This is a genomic window from Allobosea psychrotolerans (assembly GCF_002917105.1).
GTDB lineage: Bacteria > Pseudomonadota > Alphaproteobacteria > Rhizobiales > Beijerinckiaceae > Allobosea > Allobosea psychrotolerans.
The window spans coordinates 190353-208810 of the sequence record NZ_PQFZ01000004.1 but is presented as its reverse complement, the minus strand read 5'-3'; the positions used below and the strand labels follow the sequence as shown (position 1 = coordinate 208810).

The window sequence follows — 18458 nt, the reverse complement described above, 5'->3', positions numbered from 1 at the left end:
CGCAAGCGCCCCGTGAAACCTGACTGACGCATTCCCTGCGCCGGCCGCTCCGCAGCTAGCGGCGCGGCCAGCGCCATTCAAGCCTTTTCCGCGTTAACCTTCTATTCACCATAAACTTCCTTCGACCGCCGGTGCATGCAAGAACGGCAGGATCGGAGCCTCGCCATGTCCCTTTTCCGCCTGCTGACCGATTTCGACGGACGCATCGGCCTCAGCCGCTTCTGGCTCGGCAGCGCCCTGGTGGCGCTGATGCTTCTCGCGATCCAGCATGGCGCGCCGCATCTGGCCGGCCGGCATGCCGACCCGATCATCGCCTTCGCCAATGCCTTTGCCCTGTTTCCCTGGGCCGCGCTGGCGGCCAAGCGCTCGACCGATCGCGGCGGCACGGCGCTGTTCGGCATCCTGCTGGTCTGCGCGATGGTGCTGCCCGGCCAGCTCAAACCGTTCCTGTCATCCTATGCCTGGGGGCCTTCGCTCGACACGATCGCGCTGCTTGCCTGGCTGGTCGCTCTCGTCGATCTGGGAATGCTGCCTTCCGCCCATGACGACGAGCGGGTTGCGGAGGCCGCGGCCGATGCTAAAGCGAGAGCATGGACCAGCAGCTCGACACACCCCTCCTCGCCTTCGACCCAACCGATCCCGTCGCCCTGACGCAGGCGCTGGTGCGCTGTCCGTCGGTGACGCCGGCGGAGGGCGGCGCCTTGGCGCTGCTCGCGACCGTGCTGGCTTCGGCGGGTTACAGCGTGCACCGCCCCGTCTTCAGCGCAGACGGGATGCCCGATATCGAGAACCTCTATGCCCGCATCGGCACGGAGGGACCCGTCCTCGTCATCGCCGGCCATAGCGATGTCGTGCCGGTCGGCGATGCCGAGGCCTGGACGCGCGATCCCTTCGGCGGGGTGATCGTCGACGGCGTGCTCTATGGGCGCGGCGCCTGCGACATGAAGGGCGGCCTCGCCGCCATGATTTCAGCCGCCTTGCGCTTCCGCCGCGACAATCCGCAGGCCCCCGGCTCGATCGCCTTCCTGATCACCGGCGATGAGGAAGGCCCCGCCATCAACGGCACGATCAAGCTGCTGGCCTGGGCGCAGAGCCGGGGCGAGCGCTTCGACCACTGCCTGCTCGGCGAGCCGACCAATCCCGCAAGCATGAGCGACATGATCAAGATCGGCCGGCGCGGCTCGCTGACCGGCAAGCTCACGGTCAACGGCAAGCAGGGCCATGTCGGCTACCCCCACCTCGCCGACAATCCGATTCGCGGCATGGTGCGGCTGCTGGCGGCGCTCGACGCGACACCGCTCGACGGCGGCACGACGCATTTCGACCCGAGCAATCTCGAGGTCACGACGCTCGATGTCGGCAATCCCTCGAGCAATGTCGTGCCGGCCCAGGCCAAGGCCGTGTTCAACATCCGCTTCAACGACAGCTGGACCCCGGAGACGCTCGCCGCCGAGATCGAGCGGCGATTGCGCGAGGCGGCCGGCAACCTGGTGCGGTACGAACTGGCCTTCCAGCCGACCAACGCCGTCGCCTTCCTGACCGAGCCTGGCCCCTTCGTTACCATGGTCGCGGATGCGGTCGAGGCCGAAACCGGCAAGCGCCCGGCGCTGTCGACCACTGGCGGCACCTCCGACGCCCGCTTCATCAAGAACTATTGCCCGGTGGTTGAATACGGCGTCGTTGGCCAGACCATGCACCAGATCGACGAGCGCGTCGCCGTCGCCGACCTGACGGCGCTGGAGCGGATCACGCACAGGCTGCTCGACAGCTATTTTGCACTGCAACATAAGCCTTGACCGCCCCGGCCGGCGTGCCAATATGAGACTTAGACGAAAGTCTAAGGTTGAATGTTGGAGTGTCGGCCATGGCGCTTGCTGCCGATGATGTGGCGCGCTCTCTGCGCGGCTCGTGGCGTCTGATGTCGCAAGGCGCCAAAGCGCTTCCCGAACTCGATTTGTCGAGCGCAGGCTTCCTGCGCTCCTATGGCGCAGCCGTGCTGACGCTGCCGGCGATGGTCGCGGTGCTCGCGGCCGAACGGAGCATCGCCGGGCTTCCCAACAGCGATGGCCTGTTTCATTCGGCGCCGTTGGTGATCGCCGTCATCGCCTCGCAGGCGGCCGCCTTCCTGTGCGTGCCGGCGCTGCTCGTCGCGCTCGCCCCGCATCTCACGCGCTCCCCTGCCCTGTCGGGCTTCATCATCGCCTGGAACTGGACGGAGATCCTCTCGGCCGGCCTGCTGGCGGTTCCGGCCGCGGTGCATGCGATCGGCTGGTCGACGCCCGAGATCGCCGCGGTGCAATGGCTCGCCTTCGCGGTGATCGTGGCGCGGCTGCGCTACGCCGCCGCCAAGGTGACGCTCGGCGCGGAGCATGGCCTCGCCTTGACGATCGTCTGCGCCAGCTTCCTCGGCCAGCTCGGCCTCGCGCGGCTGCTGGGGCTGTGGGGGTTTTAGCGTCGGCGAACCTGGCTCGGAAACACGCCTAAGAGGCACAAAGCCCAAGATCACGTTTCCGCACAATGCTCTAGTAATCCACGCCCGCCAGATAGAGCCCCGAGGGTGGCGCCAGCGCCGCGCATTGCGAGCGGTCGCGCGCGGCCAGGACCTTGCCGAGCTTGTTTTCCGGCCAGCGCCCGGCGCCCACCATCTTCAGGCAGCCGACCATGGAGCGGACCTGATGATGCAGGAAGGAGCGCGCATGGACATAGGCCACGATCTCGGCTCCCTCGCGCCGGACATCGAAGCGGTCCAGCGTTCGCATCGGGCTGTTGGCCTGGCATTCGGCCGCGCGGAAGGTGGTGAAGTCGTGATGGCCGAGCAGGGCCTTGGCCGAGCGGTCCATCGCCTCATGATCGAGCCTGACCGGAACATGCCAGAGCCTGTCGCGATCGAGCGTCGGCTGGGCGCGGCGGTCGAGGATGCGGTAGATGTAGTAGCGCCGCTTCGCCGAGATGCGGGCGTCGAAATCGTCGGGCACGATCTCGGCGCTGACGACGGCGACAGGCAGGCGCTTCAGCCGCGCATTGGTCGCATCGCGCACGACGTCGCTGCGCCAGTCCTTGTCGAGATCGACATGGGCGACCTGATGCGTCGCGTGCACCCCGGCATCGGTCCGGCCTGCACAATGCAGTCGCACGGCGTGACCACAGAAGCCTTCGATCGATTCCTCGACGCTCTGCTGCACCGACGGCCCGTTGAGCTGGCGCTGCCAACCCGAGAACGGCGTGCCGTCATATTCGATGACGAGCTTGTAGCGCGGCATCAGAGCTCGATGCCGAAAAGTGCTTGGCGGGTTTCGGACGACATCATGCTCACAACTCTACAGCATTTCCGCGTTTCTTCACGCGAACCAGTGTCTATTTCGCTCGAAAAAGGCTCTAGAGCTTCGCGCCGGCCATAAGCTTCGTCCCGCGCAGGAATTCCGCCCCGGTCACCGGCCGCCCGCCGGCGCGCTGGACCTGCAGCAGCTTCACCGCGCCTTCCGCGCAGGCGACCGTGCCCTCGCCGTCGAGCAAGGTACCCGGCTCGGCCGCCCCGCCCGCCAGTGCCGTGCGCAAGATCTTCAGCCGCTCCGGGCCCTTGCCGAGATCGACTTCGGCGAACGCGCCGGGAAAGGGCGAGAGACCGCGCACGAGGTCATGCACCTGCTTGGCCGGGCGCGCCCAGTTCAACTTCGCCTCGGCATTGCCGATCTTGGCGGCGTAGGTCACGCCCTCCTCCGGCTGCGGCGTAAAGCGCAAGCCGCCGCGGCCGAGCGCCGCCAGCGCGCGCACCATCAGATCCGCTCCGAGCGGCGCCAACCGGTCGTGCAGTTCGCCGGCCGTCATGTCCGGACCGATCGCCAAGCTCTCGACCATGCCGACAGGCCCGGTATCGAGGCCTGCTTCCATCTTCATGACGCAGACGCCGCTCTCGGCGTCGCCGGCCATGACGGCGCGCTGAATCGGGGCCGCTCCGCGCCAGCGCGGCAGCAGCGAGGCGTGCAGGTTCAGGCAGCCGAGCTCCGGCAGATCGAGGATCGCCTGGGGCAGGATCATGCCGTAGGCGACGACGACCGCGACATCCGCCTGATGCGAGGCGATGGTCTCGACCGCCTCCTCCGACTTCAGGGTCTTGGGTGTGAAGACGGGGATACCGAAGCGCTCGGCGGCGCGCTGCACCGGCGAGGGCTTGAGATCGAGCCCACGCCCGGCCTGCGCCGGGGCGCGGGTGTAGCAGGCCACGACCTCGTGGCCCTGGCCGATGATCTCGGTCAGGGTCGGCACGGCGAAATCGGGCGTGCCCATGAAGATGACGCGCAAACTCATACGCTGAACATGACCCCAACCCTAGCCTTTGCGCTCACGCCGCGCTTTCGCGCTTGGCAACCTTGGCGAAGCGCTTGGTCACGCGCTCGCGCTTCAGCCGCGACAGATAATCGATGAACAGCACGCCGTTGAGATGGTCGACCTCATGCTGCAGGCAGGTGGCGAGCAGGCCCTCGGCCGCGATCTCCTGGCTCTTTCCGTCCAGATCCATATAGCGCAGCTTGATCGAGGCGGGCCTTTCGACCTCCTCGTAATATTCGGGGATCGAGAGGCAGCCCTCCTCATGGACATTCGTCTCCTCGGACGTCCAGATCACCTCCGGATTGACGAAGACCATCGGGGCCTTCTCCGCCTCGTCGCTCTTCGAGAGATCGATCGTCACGATGCGCTTGGGCACGCCGATCTGGATCGCGGCGAGCCCGATGCCGGGCGCGTCGTACATCGTCTCCAGCATGTCGGCGGCGAGCGACTTGATCTCGGGAGTGATCGTATCGACCGGCGCAGAAACCTGACGCAGGACGGAATCGGGCAGGATGACGAGTGGACGAATGGCCATGGGGGCTCTGCGCGGAATTTTTCGAGGTTGCCGCGACATAAGCACTTGTGCGCAAGCGGTCAAACTGTTCCGCTTTCGTTCGAAATCATCACCCGAATCTGCTAGGCTGTTTCAATGAAAGAGATCGCCTTCATCCTGCTCGACCGGCCCGTGACCTGGGCCGAGGCCGCGCTCGGCTTCGCGGGCTTGAGTCTCCTGCTGCTCGTGCTGGTCGTCGTCTCGTCCTGGCGCGGCGCCTCGCGGCGCGCGCTCGAGGCCGCCATGGCGGCTGAGCGCGCCCGCGAGATGGACGACAAGGTCGCCGAAATGAACCGCAACCAGGCGGAGCTGTCTGGCCGCCTGCAGTCGATGGCCGAGATCCTCTCGACGCGACAGGGCGATCTCGCCCGCCTCGTCGCCGAGCGGATGGATGGCTTGCGCCAGCAGGTCGGCGCCGGGCTGGAGCAGAATGTCCGCCAGACCTCCGAGAGCCTCGGCAAATTGCAGGAGCGGCTCGCCGTCATCGATTCCGCCCAGAAGAACCTGACCGACCTCACCTCCGAGGTGGTGACGCTGAAGGACGTGCTCTCGAACAAGCAGGCGCGCGGCGCCTATGGCCAGGGCCGCATGGAGGCGATCATCCGCGACGGGCTGCCTGCCGCCTTCTTCGCCTTCCAGCCCCAGCTCTCCAACGGCAAGCGGCCCGACTGCATGGTGACCTTGCCCGGCGACGGGCGCGGGCTGGTGATCGACGCGAAATTTCCGCTGGAAAGCTTCACCCTGCTGCGCGAGGCGCGCGGCGACGAGGCGAGGAAGGCCGCGGGCGTGCGTGTGCGCAATGATGTCGGCGTGCATGTGAAGGACATCGCCGAGCGTTACTTCCTGCCGGGCGAGACGCAAGACCTGGCCCTGCTCTTCGTGCCGTCGGAATCGATCTATGCCGACCTGCACGAGCATTTCGACGATGTGATCCAGAAGGCGCATCGCGCCCGGATCATGATCGTCTCGCCCTCGCTGCTGGCGCTCGCGATCCAGCTGATGCAGTCGCTGGTGCGCGACGCCCGCATGCGCGAGGAGGCGCAGGTGATCCAGTCCGAGGTCGGCAAGCTGCTCGCCGATGTGCGCCGCCTCGGCGACCGGGCCGAGAAGCTCGACCAGCATTTCCGCCAGGCCCAGGAGGATGTCTCCGGCATCCGCACCTCGGCCGGGAAGATCGCCAGCCGCGGTGAGAGGATCGGCGCGCTTGAGTTCGACGACGCCAAGACAGCCGAGCCGGCGCTGCCCTTCGCCAAGGGGCTGGCGCTGAAGGCCGCGGCGGAGTGAGCCTGGCTTCGCCGGCGCGCTGAATTTACCTGAGCAGCCGGAGCAGCACCTTGTGGAATTCCTCGGGAGCCTCGACCTGCGGGGAATGGCCAAGCTCGGGGAATTCGACGAGCCGCGCATCGGGAATGGCCTTGGCAGCCTCCCGTCCAAGCTGTTGATAGAGGCCGAGGGTCTTCTGCAACTCGGGCGTGGCGCGGTTGGCTCCCGGAGCGGTGCGGTCCTTGCCGCCGATCATCAGGGCCGTCGGCACCCGGATATTCGGGAAATCATGGACGACCGGCTGGGTGAAGACCATGTCCGAGGTCTGCGCCTGATTCCAGGCAACCGCCTGCTTGCCGTCGCCGGCATACATTCCCGCGAGCATCGCGACCCATTGGTCGTATTCGGGCTTCCAGTTGCCGTTGTAGTAGAAGCGCTGCTGGTAGGCCTTGATGCTCTCGAAGCTCGTCTTCAGCTCGCCCTGAAAGGCTGCGTCGAGCGTGGCATAGGGAACGCCCTTCGCCTGCCAGTCCTCAAGCCCGAGAGGATCGACCAGCACGAGGCGCTCGACAGTTCCAGGATACATCAGCGCGTAGCGCGCCGCGAGCATGCCGCCCATCGAGTGCCCCACGACGATGGCGCGCTGAATGCCGAGCTCCTTCAGCAGCCCGGCCGTATTGGCCGCCAATTGCTGAAAGCTGAACTGGTAGCCCGCCGGCTTGGATGATTTGCAGAAGCCGATCTGGTCGGGCGCCACGACGCGGTAACCGGCCTGCGTCAGGACCTTGATGGTCGCGTCCCAGGTTCCGGCGCAGAAATTCTTGCCATGCAGGAGCATGACGGTCTGACCATTCGCCTGGCCGCTCGCCGGAATGTCGAGATAGGCCATCTCGAGCGGCTGACGCTGCGAGATGAAGCCGTGGACCTTGACCGGATAGGCGTAATCGAACCCTTCCAGCCGGGCCCCATAGGCGGCAACGCCCGTTTGCTGGGCGCTGGCCGGCGCCGCCAGGGCAAGCAGAATGGCGGCGGCGGTGGCGATACGCATGGGGCGTCCTTCCGTCAAAGATGCGGACGCCCTGATAGTCCGCGAAAGCCCGCTCGGCTTCCGCCATCTCGCCCAGCCCGGATCACGATCTGCGGAGCGAACGCTGCGGAAGGCCGGAGCGCGTTGACGGATCGCGGACAGGCTCAGCCGCGGTTCAGTGCCGCTGAGAGCTCCGGCTTCACATTCAAGGTCTGGAACACCACGCAATAGCGCTCGGTCAGCTTCAGCAGCGTGTCGAGCTTCTCCTGCGGAGCGTCGGTCTCAACATCGAAGGAGAGGCGGATCGCCTTGAAGCCGACGGGCGCGTCCTTGGCGACGCCCAGCGTGCCGCGGAAATCGAGATCGCCCTCGGCCCGGACAGTGCCCTTCTTCAATTCAATCTCGAGCGCGGTCGCGACCGCCTTGAGCGTTACGCCGGCGCAGGCGACGAGCGCCTCGAGCAGCATGTCGCCGGAGCAGAGCTCGGCGCCGGAACCGCCGGTCGCCGGGTGCAGGCCGGCCAGCGCGATGGCGCGGCCGGTCTCGACCTTGCAGGCGATGTGCTGGTCGTCGAGCTCGCCCCGCGCCTTCAGCGTGATGACGGCCGCATCGGGCGTCTCGCGATACTGGTCCTTGAGCGGTGCCTGGAGGGCGCGCAGGGCTGTGACATCCATGGTTTCAACCTTCTTGGGGACAAGCGACGATGCCCGTCGCAGATAGTGCCGCCGACCGGATCAGGCCAGAGCATTGCGCGAAAAAACGGGTACCGGTTTTTCGCTTGAGCAATGCTCTAAACTCTCAGAATCGATCACGTTTCTTGCATTCGGGCGATTCCGTCCGAATGCAAGAAACGTGATCTGAGGCTGCCGGCGCGGGGGCTGCACCCTACCACCACATCCCCGCCGTCTCGGCGGTCTTGTGCTGCTGCGGCTCCTCGTCCCGCAGCGAACGGTCGAGCGTGCGCAAAACCTCGCGCTTGCTCGCTTCGAAGGCGGGCGAGAGCCGGTCGCGCGGGCGCGCCAGCGGGTTGTCGAGCTCGTCGAAGATGCGCCCGGGCTTGGGCTGCATCACGATGATGCGGTCGGCCAGGGTCACCGCCTCCTCGACATCATGCGTGACCATCACCACGGTCGGCCGGCTTTCCTCCCAGAGCGCCAGCAAATGGCCGTGCAGGCTCGCGCGCGTCGTGGCGTCGAGCGCCGAGAACGGCTCGTCCATCAGCAGCAGCTTGGGCCGCGTGATCAGCGCCCGGGCGATGGCGATGCGCTGCTGCTGGCCACCGGAGAGCTCGCGCGGCCAGCGCTTCTCATAGCCGGCGAGCCCGACGCGGACGAGCGCATTGGTCACCAGCCCCTCGCGCTCGAAGGCGGAGAGATGCGAGAGCCCGAAGGCGACATTGTCGGCAACGCTGAGCCAGGGAAACAATCGCGGCTCCTGGAAGATCACGCCGACATCGGCGCGCGGCTCCAGGATCGCCTCGCCATCGAGCAGGATGCGCCCGGCGCTCGGCCGGTCGAGGCCCGCGATCAAGCGCAGCAACGTGGTCTTGCCGCAGCCGGAGCCGCCGACGAGGGCGAGGATCTCGCCCGCCGCCACGCTGGCGGTGATCGCCGACAAGGCGCGCGTGCCGTCGGCATAGGTTTTCGAGAGGGTCTCGAAGCTCAGCATCGGGGATGCCTTTCAGAGCGTGTCGCGGCCGAGATCCTGCCAGGCGAGGAAAGGCCGCGTGATGGCGAGCAGCAGCCCGTCGGCCAGCTTGCCGAGCACGGCGAAACTGATGATGGCCGCGATGATGGTGTCGGGGCGGCCGAGCTGCTGGCCGTCCACGAGCAGGTAACCGAGGCCCTCGCTCGCGCCCATGATCTCGGCGGCGACCACGAACATGAAGCCGAGGCCTAGCCCTGAGCGCAGCGAGGTGAACCAGGCCGGCAGGATCGCCGGCAGCAGCACGCGCCGGACCATGGCGAGCCGGCCGAGCCGGAAGACGCGGCCGACCTCGACGATCCGGCGATCGATGCCCTGGATCGCCGCCGCCACCCCGAGATAGACCGGGAAGAACACGCCGACCGCGATCAGCGCGACCTTCGAGGCCTCGAAGATGCCGAACCACAGGATGAAGAGCGGCACCCAGGCGATCGAGGGGATCGCACGCAGCGCCTGCAGCGTCGGATCGAGCAGGCCGCGCGCAACAGGCAACGCGCCCGTCAATGCGCCCAGCACCGTGCCGACGCCTGCGCCCAGTCCGAAGCCGGCGGCGACGCGCCAGAGCGTCGCCGTGACATGGGTCAGGAGCTCGCCCGAGGCCGCCAGCCCCCAGAGCGTCCGCCCGACCACGCTGGGCGGCGGCATCAGGCGGCCATTGGCGATGCCGGCCCGGACCAGCAGCTCCCAAAGCGCGGCGAGCGCGATCGGCAGCAGCCAGCCGGCGAGACCGAGGCGACGAGAGCTGGGGCGACGAGCGCTGGCGCCGGGCGAGCCCGTCGTTTTCGCCTGCGTCGCGGCCGCGATCTCCAGCGTGCTCATCGCGCCTCGACCGCCTCAGTTGGTCGCAGCGAAGCGCCGGTCAAGCAGGTCGTCGACGACCGCCTTGATGTCGGTCGTCGCGGGCAGCACGCCGGCTTCCTTCAGGGCGAGGCCGGCGGCGATGATCGTATCGGCCTGCGCCTGGCCGATGCTGGAATGCGTCAGCTCGGTGCGGGTGAGCTGGCGCGCGATCACGGCATCCGAGAGCTTGGTGTAGTCGATCAGCGTCTTCTTCAGCTCCGCCGGGTTGGCGAGCGCATAGGCGCGCGCCTCCTCATAGGCGGCGGTGACCTTGCGCACGAGGGCCGGATTTTCCCTGGCGAAGGCCTCGCGGACATTGAGGATGCCCCAGGTGTTGTCCTGCGCCTTGCGGTGGAAGAGTCTTGCGCCGCTCTCGACCTCGGCCGCCGCCATCAGCGGGTCGAGCCCGGCCCAGGCGTCGACATCGCCGCGCTCCAGAGCAAGCCGACCATCGGCATGCTGCAGCAGGACGAGCTTGACGTCCTTCTCGGTCAGCCTGGCCTCGGCCAGCGCCCTGACCAGGAAGATATGCGGGTCGGTGCCGCGCGTCACGGCAACGCGCTTGCCCTTGAGATCGGCGACCTTGCTGATCTCGCTCCTGGCGCCAGTGACGAGGGCGGTCCATTCCGGCCGCGAATAGACATAGATCGACTTGATCGGGTTGCCGTTGACCTTGCCGATCAGGGCGGCGGCACCTGCGGTCGAGCCGAAATCGAGCGAGCCGGCATTGAGGAATTCGAGCGCCTTGTTGGAGCCGGCCGACTGGACCCAGCGCACCGCGATGCCCTCGGGGGCGAGCGCCTTTTCGAGGATGCCGCGCTCCTTCAGCACGAGGCTGACGGGGTTGTAGGTCGCGTAGTCGATGCGGATTTCCTTGGGGGCCTGCGCAAAGGCGGATGGGGCGCCCAGAGCGAGCGAGGCGGCGGCGAAACCGGCGATGGCGAGGCGGCGGGTGATAATGCTCATGATCGATCCCTTGTTGCGATGACGCGCAGGGATCGGAGCAGACTCGCAAGCCTGCCCTTGGCCCCGACGCTTTAGCTGCATTTATTTCGCGCCCGCAAGCTGCTGGCTCAAATCGGCGCGTATCCGTCTTTTAGGTCCGCTCGTTCTGTTTGTCAAACACGACATCTTGTGATGTTGAATTGTAAATTACACATGTTGGTAATGTATAATTTATCTGCTTTGCGAATCCCGCCGGCATGTTAACGAGCGGAATGGGCCGAGGCCGCATGGCCCGGAATCGAGGGTGAGCCGCCGTGTCCGTCGCCGATCAGCCGCGCCTCGCGCTCGCCGAGGTGCTGGAGAACCCCGCCCGGGCCGTCGCGAACCTCATCGCCCGATTGGGCAAGCCCTCCACCGCAGAGATGCGCCAGGCGCTGGTGGCGCATCTGCGCGGCGTGCTCGAGGAAGGCCACGCCTCGGCCAAGGATCTGCTCGCCGGCCCGCGCAACGGATTAGCCTGCGCCGAGCGCATCTCCGCGACGATGGACGGGATCATCGCCTGCCTGCATATCGCGGCGAGCGAGCATTTCTACCAGGCGGTCAACCCGTCGCAATCCGAGCGCATCGCCGTCGTCGCGGTCGGCGGCTATGGGCGCGGCACGCTCGCGCCCGGCTCCGATGTCGACCTGCTGTTCCTGTTCCCGCACAAGCAGACCGCCTGGGGCGAGAGCGTGGTCGAGGCGATGCTCTACCCGCTCTGGGACCTGAAGCTGAAGGTCGGCCACTCCGTGCGCTCGATCGATGACTGCATGCGCGAGGCGCGCGCCGACATGACGATCCGGACCGCGCTGCTCGAAGCGCGTTTCCTTATCGGCGACAGATCGCTCTTCGACGAGATGGTGCGCCGCTTCGGGGCCGAGGTGGTGGAGGGCACCGCTCCGGCCTTCACCGAGGCCAAGCTCGCCGAGCGCGAGACGCGCGTGCGCCGCGCCGGCACGTCGCGCTATCTGGTCGAGCCCAACGTCAAGGACGGCAAGGGCGGCCTGCGCGACCTCAACACCCTGTTCTGGATCGCGAAATACGCCTATCGCGTCGATGATGTCAGCGAACTGGTCGCAGCCGGCCTGTTCGACCGCAAGGAACTCGTGATGTTCCAGCGTTCGGAGGAGTTCCTCTGGCGCGTGCGCTGCTGGATGCATTTCATCACCGGCCGGGCCGAGGAGCGCCTGTCCTTCGACCTCCAGCGCCAGGTCGCCGCCGCGATCGGCTATGCCGGGCGCAGCGGCCAGGCGCCGGTCGAACGCTTCATGAAGGCCTATTTCCTCGTCGCCAAGGATGTCGGCGATCTGACCGCCATCGTCTGTGCGGCCCTGGAGGCGCGCCAGCAGAAGCCGCGCGCTTCGCTCTCGCGCCTGCTCGGCTCGTTCGCCAAGCGCAAACGCGTGCGCGCCCTCGGCCACCCCGACTTCACGCTGAAGAGCCAGCGCCTCAACGTGATCGACGACAACGCCTTCCGGCGCGATCCGGTCAACCTGCTGCGACTCTATGAGATCGCCAGCCGCGACGACATCGCCATCCACCCCGACACCAGCCGGCTGGTGACACAGTCGCTGCGCCTGGTCACCGCGCAATTGCGCCACGACCCCGAAGCCAACCGCATCTTCCTGGAGATCCTGACCGGGCGGCGCTCGCCGGAGCCGGTGCTGCGACGGATGAACGAGTCGGGGCTGCTCGGGCGCTTCATCCCGGATTTCGGCCGCGTCGTCGCGATGATGCAGTTCAACATGTATCATCACTATACAGTCGACGAGCACCTGATCCGCTCGATCGGCGTTCTGGCGGAGATCGATGCCGGCGTTCTCGAAATCGAGCATCCGCTGGCCAACGAGATCATGCCGACGGTCGCCAACCGCCGCGCGCTTTATGTCGCATTGTTCCTGCACGACATCGCCAAGGGCCGGATCGAGGACCACTCGATCGCCGGCGCCAAGATCGCCCGCAAGCTCTGCCCCCGGCTGGGCTTGAGCGAGGCGCAGACCGAGACGGTCGCCTGGCTGGTCGAGCATCATCTCGACATGTCGACCGTCGCCCAGAGCCGCGATCTCGGCGACCCCAAGACGATCGAGACCTTTGCCGCGACCGTGCAGACGCTGGAGCGGTTGAAGCTCCTGCTCATCCTCACCGTCGCCGACATCAAGGCGGTCGGCCCCGGCGTCTGGAACGGCTGGAAGGGCCAGCTCCTGCGCACGCTCTATTATGAGACCGAGATCGTGCTCGCCGGCGGCTATTCCGTGATCGAGCGCAAGGCCCGCGTCGAGAAGAAGCAGGATGCGCTGAAGGAACAGCTCGCCGATTGGCCCGAGACCGAGCGCAACGCCTATCTCGCCCGCCATTATCCGCCCTACTGGATCAAGACCGACCTCGCCCGCCAGGAGAAGCACGCCCGCTTCCTGCGCCAGGCCGAGAGCGAGGGCCGCACCACAGCGACCGCCGTCGAGACCGACCAGTTCCGCGGCATCACCGAGCTCACCATCCTGGCGCCTGACCATCCGCGACTGCTGGCGATCGTCACCGGAGCCTGCGCAGCCGCCGGCGGCAATATCGCCGACGCGCAGATCTTCACCACCACCGACGGGCTCGTGCTCGACACGATCTCGATCTCGCGCGCCTTCGACCGGGACGACGACGAACTGCGCCGGGCCGAGCGGATCGCGGCCGCGATCGAGCGCGCGTTGAAGGGTGAGATCAAGATCGCGGATCTGGTGGCGCAGCGCCGCGCCCCGCCGCCGCGCGGCCAGACCTTCCAGCTCGCGCCCGAGGTCATCATCGACAATGTGCTCTCGGCCCGCCACACCGTGCTCGAGGTCTCGGGGCTGGACAGGCCCGGCCTGCTCTACGATTTGACTACCGCGATCGGGAAGCTCAACCTCAACATCGCTTCGGCCCATATCGCCACTTTCGGCGAGAAGGCGGTCGACGTGTTTTACGTCACCGACCTGACGGCGGCGAAGATCGTCTCGACCGCGCGCCAGCTCACCATCCGCAGAGCGCTGCTCGACGTCTTCGCCTTCGATCACGACAAGCCGGCTGCAGCCAAGGCCAAAGCGCCCGCACGCGCTTGATTTCGCTGGCGACAAGTCCGATATCGGCCCGGAACGCCGTTGCGCCCCTCGCGTGCGCGGGCCCCCGATCCGCCTGGGATTGCGATCTATTTGGAATTGGATGACGCCATGACGCAGAAGCCTGCGAAAGAAGAGCCCGAGATCGATACCGCGACCAGCGAGGAACTGGCCAATGAAGCCGCCTCCAATGCCGAGGCCAATCTCGCCCGGCTGGAATCGGAGCGCGACGACTTCAAGGACAAGCTGCTGCGCACGCTCGCCGACATGGAGAATTTGCGCCGGCGCACCGAGCGCGAGATCTCCGACGCCAAGGCCTATGCGGTGACGAGCTTCGCCCGCGACATGCTGGGCTCGGCCGACAATCTGCGCCGCGCGCTGGAGAGCGTGCCCGAAGCCGCACGCACGGCAGCCGAAGCGGCGCTAGCCGCGCTGATCGAGGGCGTCGAGCTGACCGAGCGCGACCTGCTGAAGACGCTGGAGCGTCACGGCGTGCGCAAGATCGACCCGCAGGGCGAGAAGTTCGACCCCAACCTGCATCAGGCCATGTTCGAGGCGCCCGATGCCGAAACACCCAAGGGCATGGTCTCAAAGGTCGTGCAATCGGGCTACAAGATCGGCGAGCGCGTGCTGCGGCCGGCCCTGGTCGGCGTCTCCGCCGGCGCGCCCAAGCCGCAGGAACCTTCGACCCCGGACACCTCCGGCAGCACTCCGTCCGGCCACTGAGCCGTGCTCGAAGCCGCCGGCGTCGCCGTCTTTGCATTGACCGGCGCGCTGGTCGCGACCCGCAAGGGCATGGACCCGTTCGGCTTCATCCTGCTCGCGACGGTGACCGGCGTCGGCGGCGGCACGCTGCGCGATCTTCTGCTCGGGCGCATCGTCTTCTGGGTGCGTGATCCTGCCGATGTCCTGGTCTGCTCGGGCGTCGCGCTTGCAGCCTGGGGCACCGCCTATTTCAGGCCCGGCATGCTGGATGGCTGGGCCGGCAAGCGCCTGCTGATCTGGGCCGACTCGGCCGGGCTTGCGCTCTTTGCCGTTGCCGGCACGCTGAAGGCGCTCGATGTCGGCATCTCGCCCCTGTCAGCGATCGCGCTCGGCGCAATGACCGCCTCCTTCGGCGGCATCCTGCGCGACATCCTGGCCGGCGACCGGCCCATGGTGCTGTGGAGCCGCGATTTCTACGTCACGGCCGCAGCCGCAGGGGCAGCGATGACCGCGCTTCTGTCGAGCCTGGTGATCGAACCGGTCATCGTCATGCTTGTCGGCATCGTGACCACCTTCGGCCTGCGGGCTGGGTCGATCCTGTTCGGCTGGTCGTTCCCGAACCTGCCGGGCTCCGGATCGTCCTGACGGCGTCAATCATCATTGCGAGGAGCGAAAGCGACGAAGCAATGACGGAGGGTGTCACTCTGGCTTGGTCACGCGCCGCAAAGTCAGATTGATCCGCCCGCCTTGCGGCAGCAGGCTCGAAGAGCCGGCCAGGATGCGGTCGATGCCGTGATAGGCGAGTCTGGCCTCCCCCCCGAACAGCAGGGCATCGCCCGAGGCGAGCTTCAGCGACACCGTCTTGCCGCCCCGCTGCGTGCCGCCGATGCGGAACATGGCGGTGTCGCCCAGCGACAGGGACAGCACCGGCGCCTCGAAATCCTGCTCGTCACGATCCTGGTGCAAGCCCATTTTGGCGCTCGCCTCATAGAAATTGACCAGGCAGGCCTCGGGCGGATGCGGATAATCCGCGAGTTCCCGCCAAGCCTGCGTCAGCAGCGCCGGCATGGGAGGCCAGGCCAGGCCCGTCTCGGGATGGAGCGGCTGGTAGCGGTAGCCGCGCTCGTCGGAAACCCAGCCGAGCGAGCCGCAATTGGTCATCCGCACCGAGAAGGGTTTTCCGGTCCTGGGCATGCGCGGGGAGAAGAAAGGCGCCTGCCGCGCCACCTCGCGCAGATCGGCGACGAGCGCGACCTGCGCCTCGGCCGGGAGATAGCCCGGCCAATGGACCACGCCGGGCGCGATCGGGAGGCGCGTCATGCCAAGATGCTCAGAGACTGTCGAGCCCGAGCACATCGGCCATGGAATAGAGCCCAGGCTTGCGGCCCCTGCCCCAGAGCGCGGCCTTGATGGCCCCTTGTGCGAAGAGACTGCGATCCTCCGCGATGTGGGAGAGCTCCAGCCGTTCGCCGGTTCCCGCGAAGATCACCTTGTGGTCGCCAACCACAGTGCCGCCGCGCAGCGCCGCGAAGCCGATCGTGCCGGGCTGGCGCGCGCCGGTGTGGCCGTCGCGCACGGCGACGCGGGTCGCGGCCAGATCGACCGCCCGGCCCTCTGCGGCCGCCTCGCCCAGCATCACGGCGGTGCCCGAGGGCGCATCGACCTTCATGCGGTGGTGCATCTCGACGATCTCAATGTCCCAATCCGTGCCGAGTGTGGCCGCGACCTTGCGCACGAGGCCAGCGAGCAGATTGACGCCGAGGCTCATATTGCCGGAGCGGATGATGGCGGCATGGCGGGCGGCGGCCTCCAGCTTCGCCAGATGCTGCGGCTCCAGGCCGGTGGTGCCGACGATATGGGCAATGCGTGCCTGCGCGGCGAGAGCAGCGAAGGAGACCGTGGAGTCGGGCGTCGTGAAATCGAGCACGCCCTCGGCCTCGACGAAGGCCGGCAGGGCCTCGTCGGTGACATCGACGCCGCAGACCGGCAAGCCGGCGAGCAGGCCGGCATCCTGACCGACCACACCCGAACCCGGTCGCTCGACGGCAGCCGACAGGACGCAGCCCGGAGTCTCATGGATGGCTTTGATCAGCATCCGGCCCATGCGCCCGGCGGCGCCGACGACGACAAGACGCATGTCGCTCATGAGGAGAACTCCGGAAAGCAGGTTGGCCTATCCGCCCGCCTATAGGATGAATCGGACAGGCGCGACACCCAAAACCCGGCTCCAACGAAAAACGGCCGGGTTGCCCCGGCCGTCCTATCATTCGGTATCGTTGGATCAGGCTTCGGCTCAGGCCGCGGCCTGGATCCCCGAGAGCTTCCAGGCGCCGCCGCGCTCGCGCAGGAAGGTCCAGTGTTCGGTGACCTCCTGGGGAATGGTGGCGTTGCCATCGACGACCTTGCCGCTGGCGCGCTCATACAGCGCGTTGATCAGGCTGAAGCGCATCGCGACCGTGGCGTAGTCGGCATCGCCCTCGCGCCAGGCTTCCGCAAGGTCGCCCTTCAGCAGCTTCACCTCGGAGACGCGGTCGACAAGGCCCTTCTTGGCGTTGCCCGAGAGATCCTCGTCGAAGTAGCCGAACATCTCCGGCGTGACGCGCTGGCGCAGGCCAGCCTCGTCCTCATTCGAATAGGCCGCGTTGACCTCAGTCAGCAGACGCTCGAAGGCGTTGAAATCCTCGCCCGTCAGCTGGATCGGCTGGGTCTGCGGCGCGGCGGAGCCGCCGCCCATCATGCCCATGCGGGCGGCCTGGTTCTGGGCCTGCGGCTGGTAAGCCTCGCGCGGCAGCGGCGCACCGGCGCCGGCGAGTTGCGGCTCGGAACGGCGACGGAAGAAGCGCAGGGCCAGCCAGATCAGGCCGCCGATCAACGCGATCTGCATCAGGAAGCCGAAAACACCGGCAAGCGAGGCCAGGCCGCTGAAGAAGCCGGAGCCCGACAGCATGCCGAACAGCCCCGCGCCGAGCAGGCCGGCGCCGAGACCCATCATCAGGTTGCGCGCCATCGAAGGCCTGGCAGCCTGAGCGGCGGCTGCGCCGGCAGCGCCCGCCATCGGAGCGGCAGGCGACGGCGTCGCGCTGCGCTGGAAGGGCTGCGCCCCGTTGGGGGCCGTATCCGTGCGCGACGGCGCCGATTCGGTGCGCGAGCCGCGGCTGCCGAAGCTCTTGCCACCGCCAGGCCGCGCCTCGGCGACCACGGGGACGATCAGCAGCGCACCAGCGAGAAAAGCGATGGCCCGGCCACGCCGGGCGAGCGAAATCAAAGACATGGTTCCTCCCGGAGCCCGCCTCGGGCTCTCTTGCAGCCAATATGGTCGGCCATCATTGCGGTTACAAGACCGATTTCGCCAAGTATCTACGACTAAAGTCGTAGATCGCTCCAGCAAAGGATTTGAGAGCCATCTGGAGTCGTGCTAGTTTCGCCCTGCTTGACCGGCCCGGCCGGCAGCGGAGGGATCGAGCCATGCGCAGGATCTCATCGGGACTGGTTCCGGCGCTGCTGCCGCCTTGGTCGCTGCAGGGTTGGTCACCGCAGGCTTGTTCACCGCGGCCTTGGCCTGCGGCTTTGGCCTTGTTGCTCTTGCTCGGCGCGTCGGCCCGGGCCGAAGACCGCGCCATACCCTTCGATCCGCCGCGTCTGGCGCAGTCGCCCGAACCGCTCTGCTACTGCTGGAGCGAGGGCCGCAAGATCGCCGAAGGCGCCATCGCCTGCATCAGGACGACACAGGGGCGGCGGTTGGCCGCCTGTGGCCGGGTCATCAACATGATGTCCTGGGAGGTCACCGAGAACCCCTGCCCGGAAAGCTAAAGTATCGGCCCGAAAAGGGGGAACCGGTTTTCGGGACAAACCGACGCATAGTCAAAGCTCCAAAACGAAAGCGCCGCCAGGCGTTTTCCCGGCGGCGCTCGTCAAAGGCTCTTGTGGTCCATTCGACTCGAGACTGACGTTTGTCAGAACGCTCCCAGCACGATTG

Annotated in this window: 19 protein-coding genes and 1 riboswitch; of the genes, 8 read left to right on the top strand and 11 right to left on the bottom strand. The window is 67.2% G+C overall.

What is annotated here, in order from left to right; all coding sequences use genetic code 11:
- The first annotated feature begins 165 nt into the window (after positions 1–165).
- The 3 genes from CYD53_RS09080 to CYD53_RS09070 all read left to right on the top strand — a co-directional run bounded on the left by CYD53_RS09080 (position 166) and on the right by CYD53_RS09070 (position 2452).
- Complete coding sequence (locus CYD53_RS09080) at positions 166–651, top strand: DUF805 domain-containing protein (RefSeq protein WP_103717744.1); 486 nt, start codon at positions 166–168, stop codon at positions 649–651.
- Positions 591–1796: a succinyl-diaminopimelate desuccinylase gene (gene dapE, locus CYD53_RS09075; RefSeq protein WP_103717743.1), complete on the top strand. Its 1206-nt coding sequence runs from the start codon at positions 591–593 to the stop codon at positions 1794–1796. Before CYD53_RS09080 ends, dapE begins: the two co-directional genes overlap by 61 nt.
- Positions 1797–1864: 68 nt before the next feature.
- Positions 1865–2452 (top strand): hypothetical protein, encoded by a 588-nt coding sequence (locus tag CYD53_RS09070; protein WP_103717742.1) that lies wholly within the window; start codon positions 1865–1867, stop codon positions 2450–2452.
- Positions 2453–2522: 70 nt separating this feature from the next.
- Here CYD53_RS09070 and truA read toward each other — a convergent pair whose 3' ends face one another.
- The 3 genes from truA to CYD53_RS09055 all read right to left on the bottom strand — a co-directional run bounded on the left by truA (position 2523) and on the right by CYD53_RS09055 (position 4861).
- The gene (gene truA / locus CYD53_RS09065; protein ID WP_103717741.1) at positions 2523–3260 is read right to left on the bottom strand and encodes a tRNA pseudouridine(38-40) synthase TruA; all 738 of its coding nucleotides are present in this window, start codon (positions 3258–3260) and stop codon (positions 2523–2525) included.
- A gap of 115 nt (positions 3261–3375) precedes the next feature.
- On the bottom strand, positions 3376–4305 hold the full coding sequence (fmt, locus tag CYD53_RS09060; protein ID WP_103717740.1) for a methionyl-tRNA formyltransferase: 930 nt from the start codon (positions 4303–4305) through the stop codon (positions 3376–3378).
- 34 nt (positions 4306–4339) lie between these two features.
- Positions 4340–4861, bottom strand: coding sequence for a peptide deformylase (locus tag CYD53_RS09055; protein WP_210202312.1), 522 nt, complete (start codon positions 4859–4861; stop codon positions 4340–4342).
- A 114-nt stretch (positions 4862–4975) separates the two neighbouring features.
- On the opposite strand from CYD53_RS09055, the gene CYD53_RS09050 reads away from it, so the two are divergent.
- Complete coding sequence (locus CYD53_RS09050; protein ID WP_103717738.1) at positions 4976–6163, top strand: DNA recombination protein RmuC; 1188 nt, start codon at positions 4976–4978, stop codon at positions 6161–6163.
- Between the two features lie 25 nt (positions 6164–6188).
- Here the strand turns inward: CYD53_RS09050 and CYD53_RS09045 are convergent, their stop codons facing one another.
- From CYD53_RS09045 to CYD53_RS09025, 5 genes are all read right to left on the bottom strand, one after another.
- Positions 6189–7190: an alpha/beta fold hydrolase gene (locus CYD53_RS09045; RefSeq protein WP_103717737.1), complete on the bottom strand. Its 1002-nt coding sequence runs from the start codon at positions 7188–7190 to the stop codon at positions 6189–6191.
- A gap of 143 nt (positions 7191–7333) precedes the next feature.
- Positions 7334–7843 (bottom strand): OsmC family protein, encoded by a 510-nt coding sequence (locus CYD53_RS09040; RefSeq protein WP_103717736.1) that lies wholly within the window; start codon positions 7841–7843, stop codon positions 7334–7336.
- 211 nt (positions 7844–8054) lie between these two features.
- Positions 8055–8837: an ABC transporter ATP-binding protein gene (locus tag CYD53_RS09035; RefSeq protein WP_103717735.1), complete on the bottom strand. Its 783-nt coding sequence runs from the start codon at positions 8835–8837 to the stop codon at positions 8055–8057.
- A 12-nt stretch (positions 8838–8849) separates the two neighbouring features.
- A complete protein-coding gene (locus CYD53_RS09030; RefSeq protein WP_103717734.1) occupies positions 8850–9692 on the bottom strand; it encodes an ABC transporter permease in 843 nt (280 codons plus the stop codon).
- A 15-nt stretch (positions 9693–9707) separates the two neighbouring features.
- Entirely contained in the window at positions 9708–10679 is a 972-nt protein-coding gene (locus CYD53_RS09025; RefSeq protein WP_103717733.1) for an aliphatic sulfonate ABC transporter substrate-binding protein, read from the bottom strand.
- A 51-nt stretch (positions 10680–10730) separates the two neighbouring features.
- Positions 10731–10808: riboswitch (SAM riboswitch) on the bottom strand.
- Positions 10809–11014: 206 nt separating this feature from the next.
- Here CYD53_RS09025 and CYD53_RS09020 point away from each other — a divergent pair.
- The 3 genes from CYD53_RS09020 to CYD53_RS09010 all read left to right on the top strand — a co-directional run bounded on the left by CYD53_RS09020 (position 11015) and on the right by CYD53_RS09010 (position 15127).
- Positions 11015–13780, top strand: coding sequence for a [protein-PII] uridylyltransferase (locus CYD53_RS09020; RefSeq protein WP_103717951.1), 2766 nt, complete (start codon positions 11015–11017; stop codon positions 13778–13780).
- Between the two features lie 108 nt (positions 13781–13888).
- Entirely contained in the window at positions 13889–14503 is a 615-nt protein-coding gene (gene grpE / locus CYD53_RS09015) for a nucleotide exchange factor GrpE (RefSeq protein WP_103717732.1), read from the top strand.
- A 3-nt stretch (positions 14504–14506) separates the two neighbouring features.
- Positions 14507–15127, top strand: coding sequence for a trimeric intracellular cation channel family protein (locus tag CYD53_RS09010; RefSeq protein WP_103717731.1), 621 nt, complete (start codon positions 14507–14509; stop codon positions 15125–15127).
- A 54-nt stretch (positions 15128–15181) separates the two neighbouring features.
- On the opposite strand, the gene CYD53_RS09005 is transcribed toward CYD53_RS09010, so the two are convergent.
- The 3 genes from CYD53_RS09005 to CYD53_RS08995 all read right to left on the bottom strand — a co-directional run bounded on the left by CYD53_RS09005 (position 15182) and on the right by CYD53_RS08995 (position 17753).
- Positions 15182–15802 (bottom strand): alpha-ketoglutarate-dependent dioxygenase AlkB family protein, encoded by a 621-nt coding sequence (locus tag CYD53_RS09005; RefSeq protein WP_103717730.1) that lies wholly within the window; start codon positions 15800–15802, stop codon positions 15182–15184.
- Positions 15803–15812: 10 nt separating this feature from the next.
- On the bottom strand, positions 15813–16619 hold the full coding sequence (gene dapB / locus CYD53_RS09000; RefSeq protein WP_103717950.1) for a 4-hydroxy-tetrahydrodipicolinate reductase: 807 nt from the start codon (positions 16617–16619) through the stop codon (positions 15813–15815).
- Between the two features lie 156 nt (positions 16620–16775).
- A complete protein-coding gene (locus CYD53_RS08995; RefSeq protein ID WP_103717729.1) occupies positions 16776–17753 on the bottom strand; it encodes a Tim44 domain-containing protein in 978 nt (325 codons plus the stop codon).
- A 302-nt stretch (positions 17754–18055) separates the two neighbouring features.
- On the opposite strand from CYD53_RS08995, the gene CYD53_RS08990 reads away from it, so the two are divergent.
- Positions 18056–18292: a hypothetical protein gene (locus CYD53_RS08990; protein ID WP_146055861.1), complete on the top strand. Its 237-nt coding sequence runs from the start codon at positions 18056–18058 to the stop codon at positions 18290–18292.
- Positions 18293–18458 lie beyond the last annotated feature (166 nt).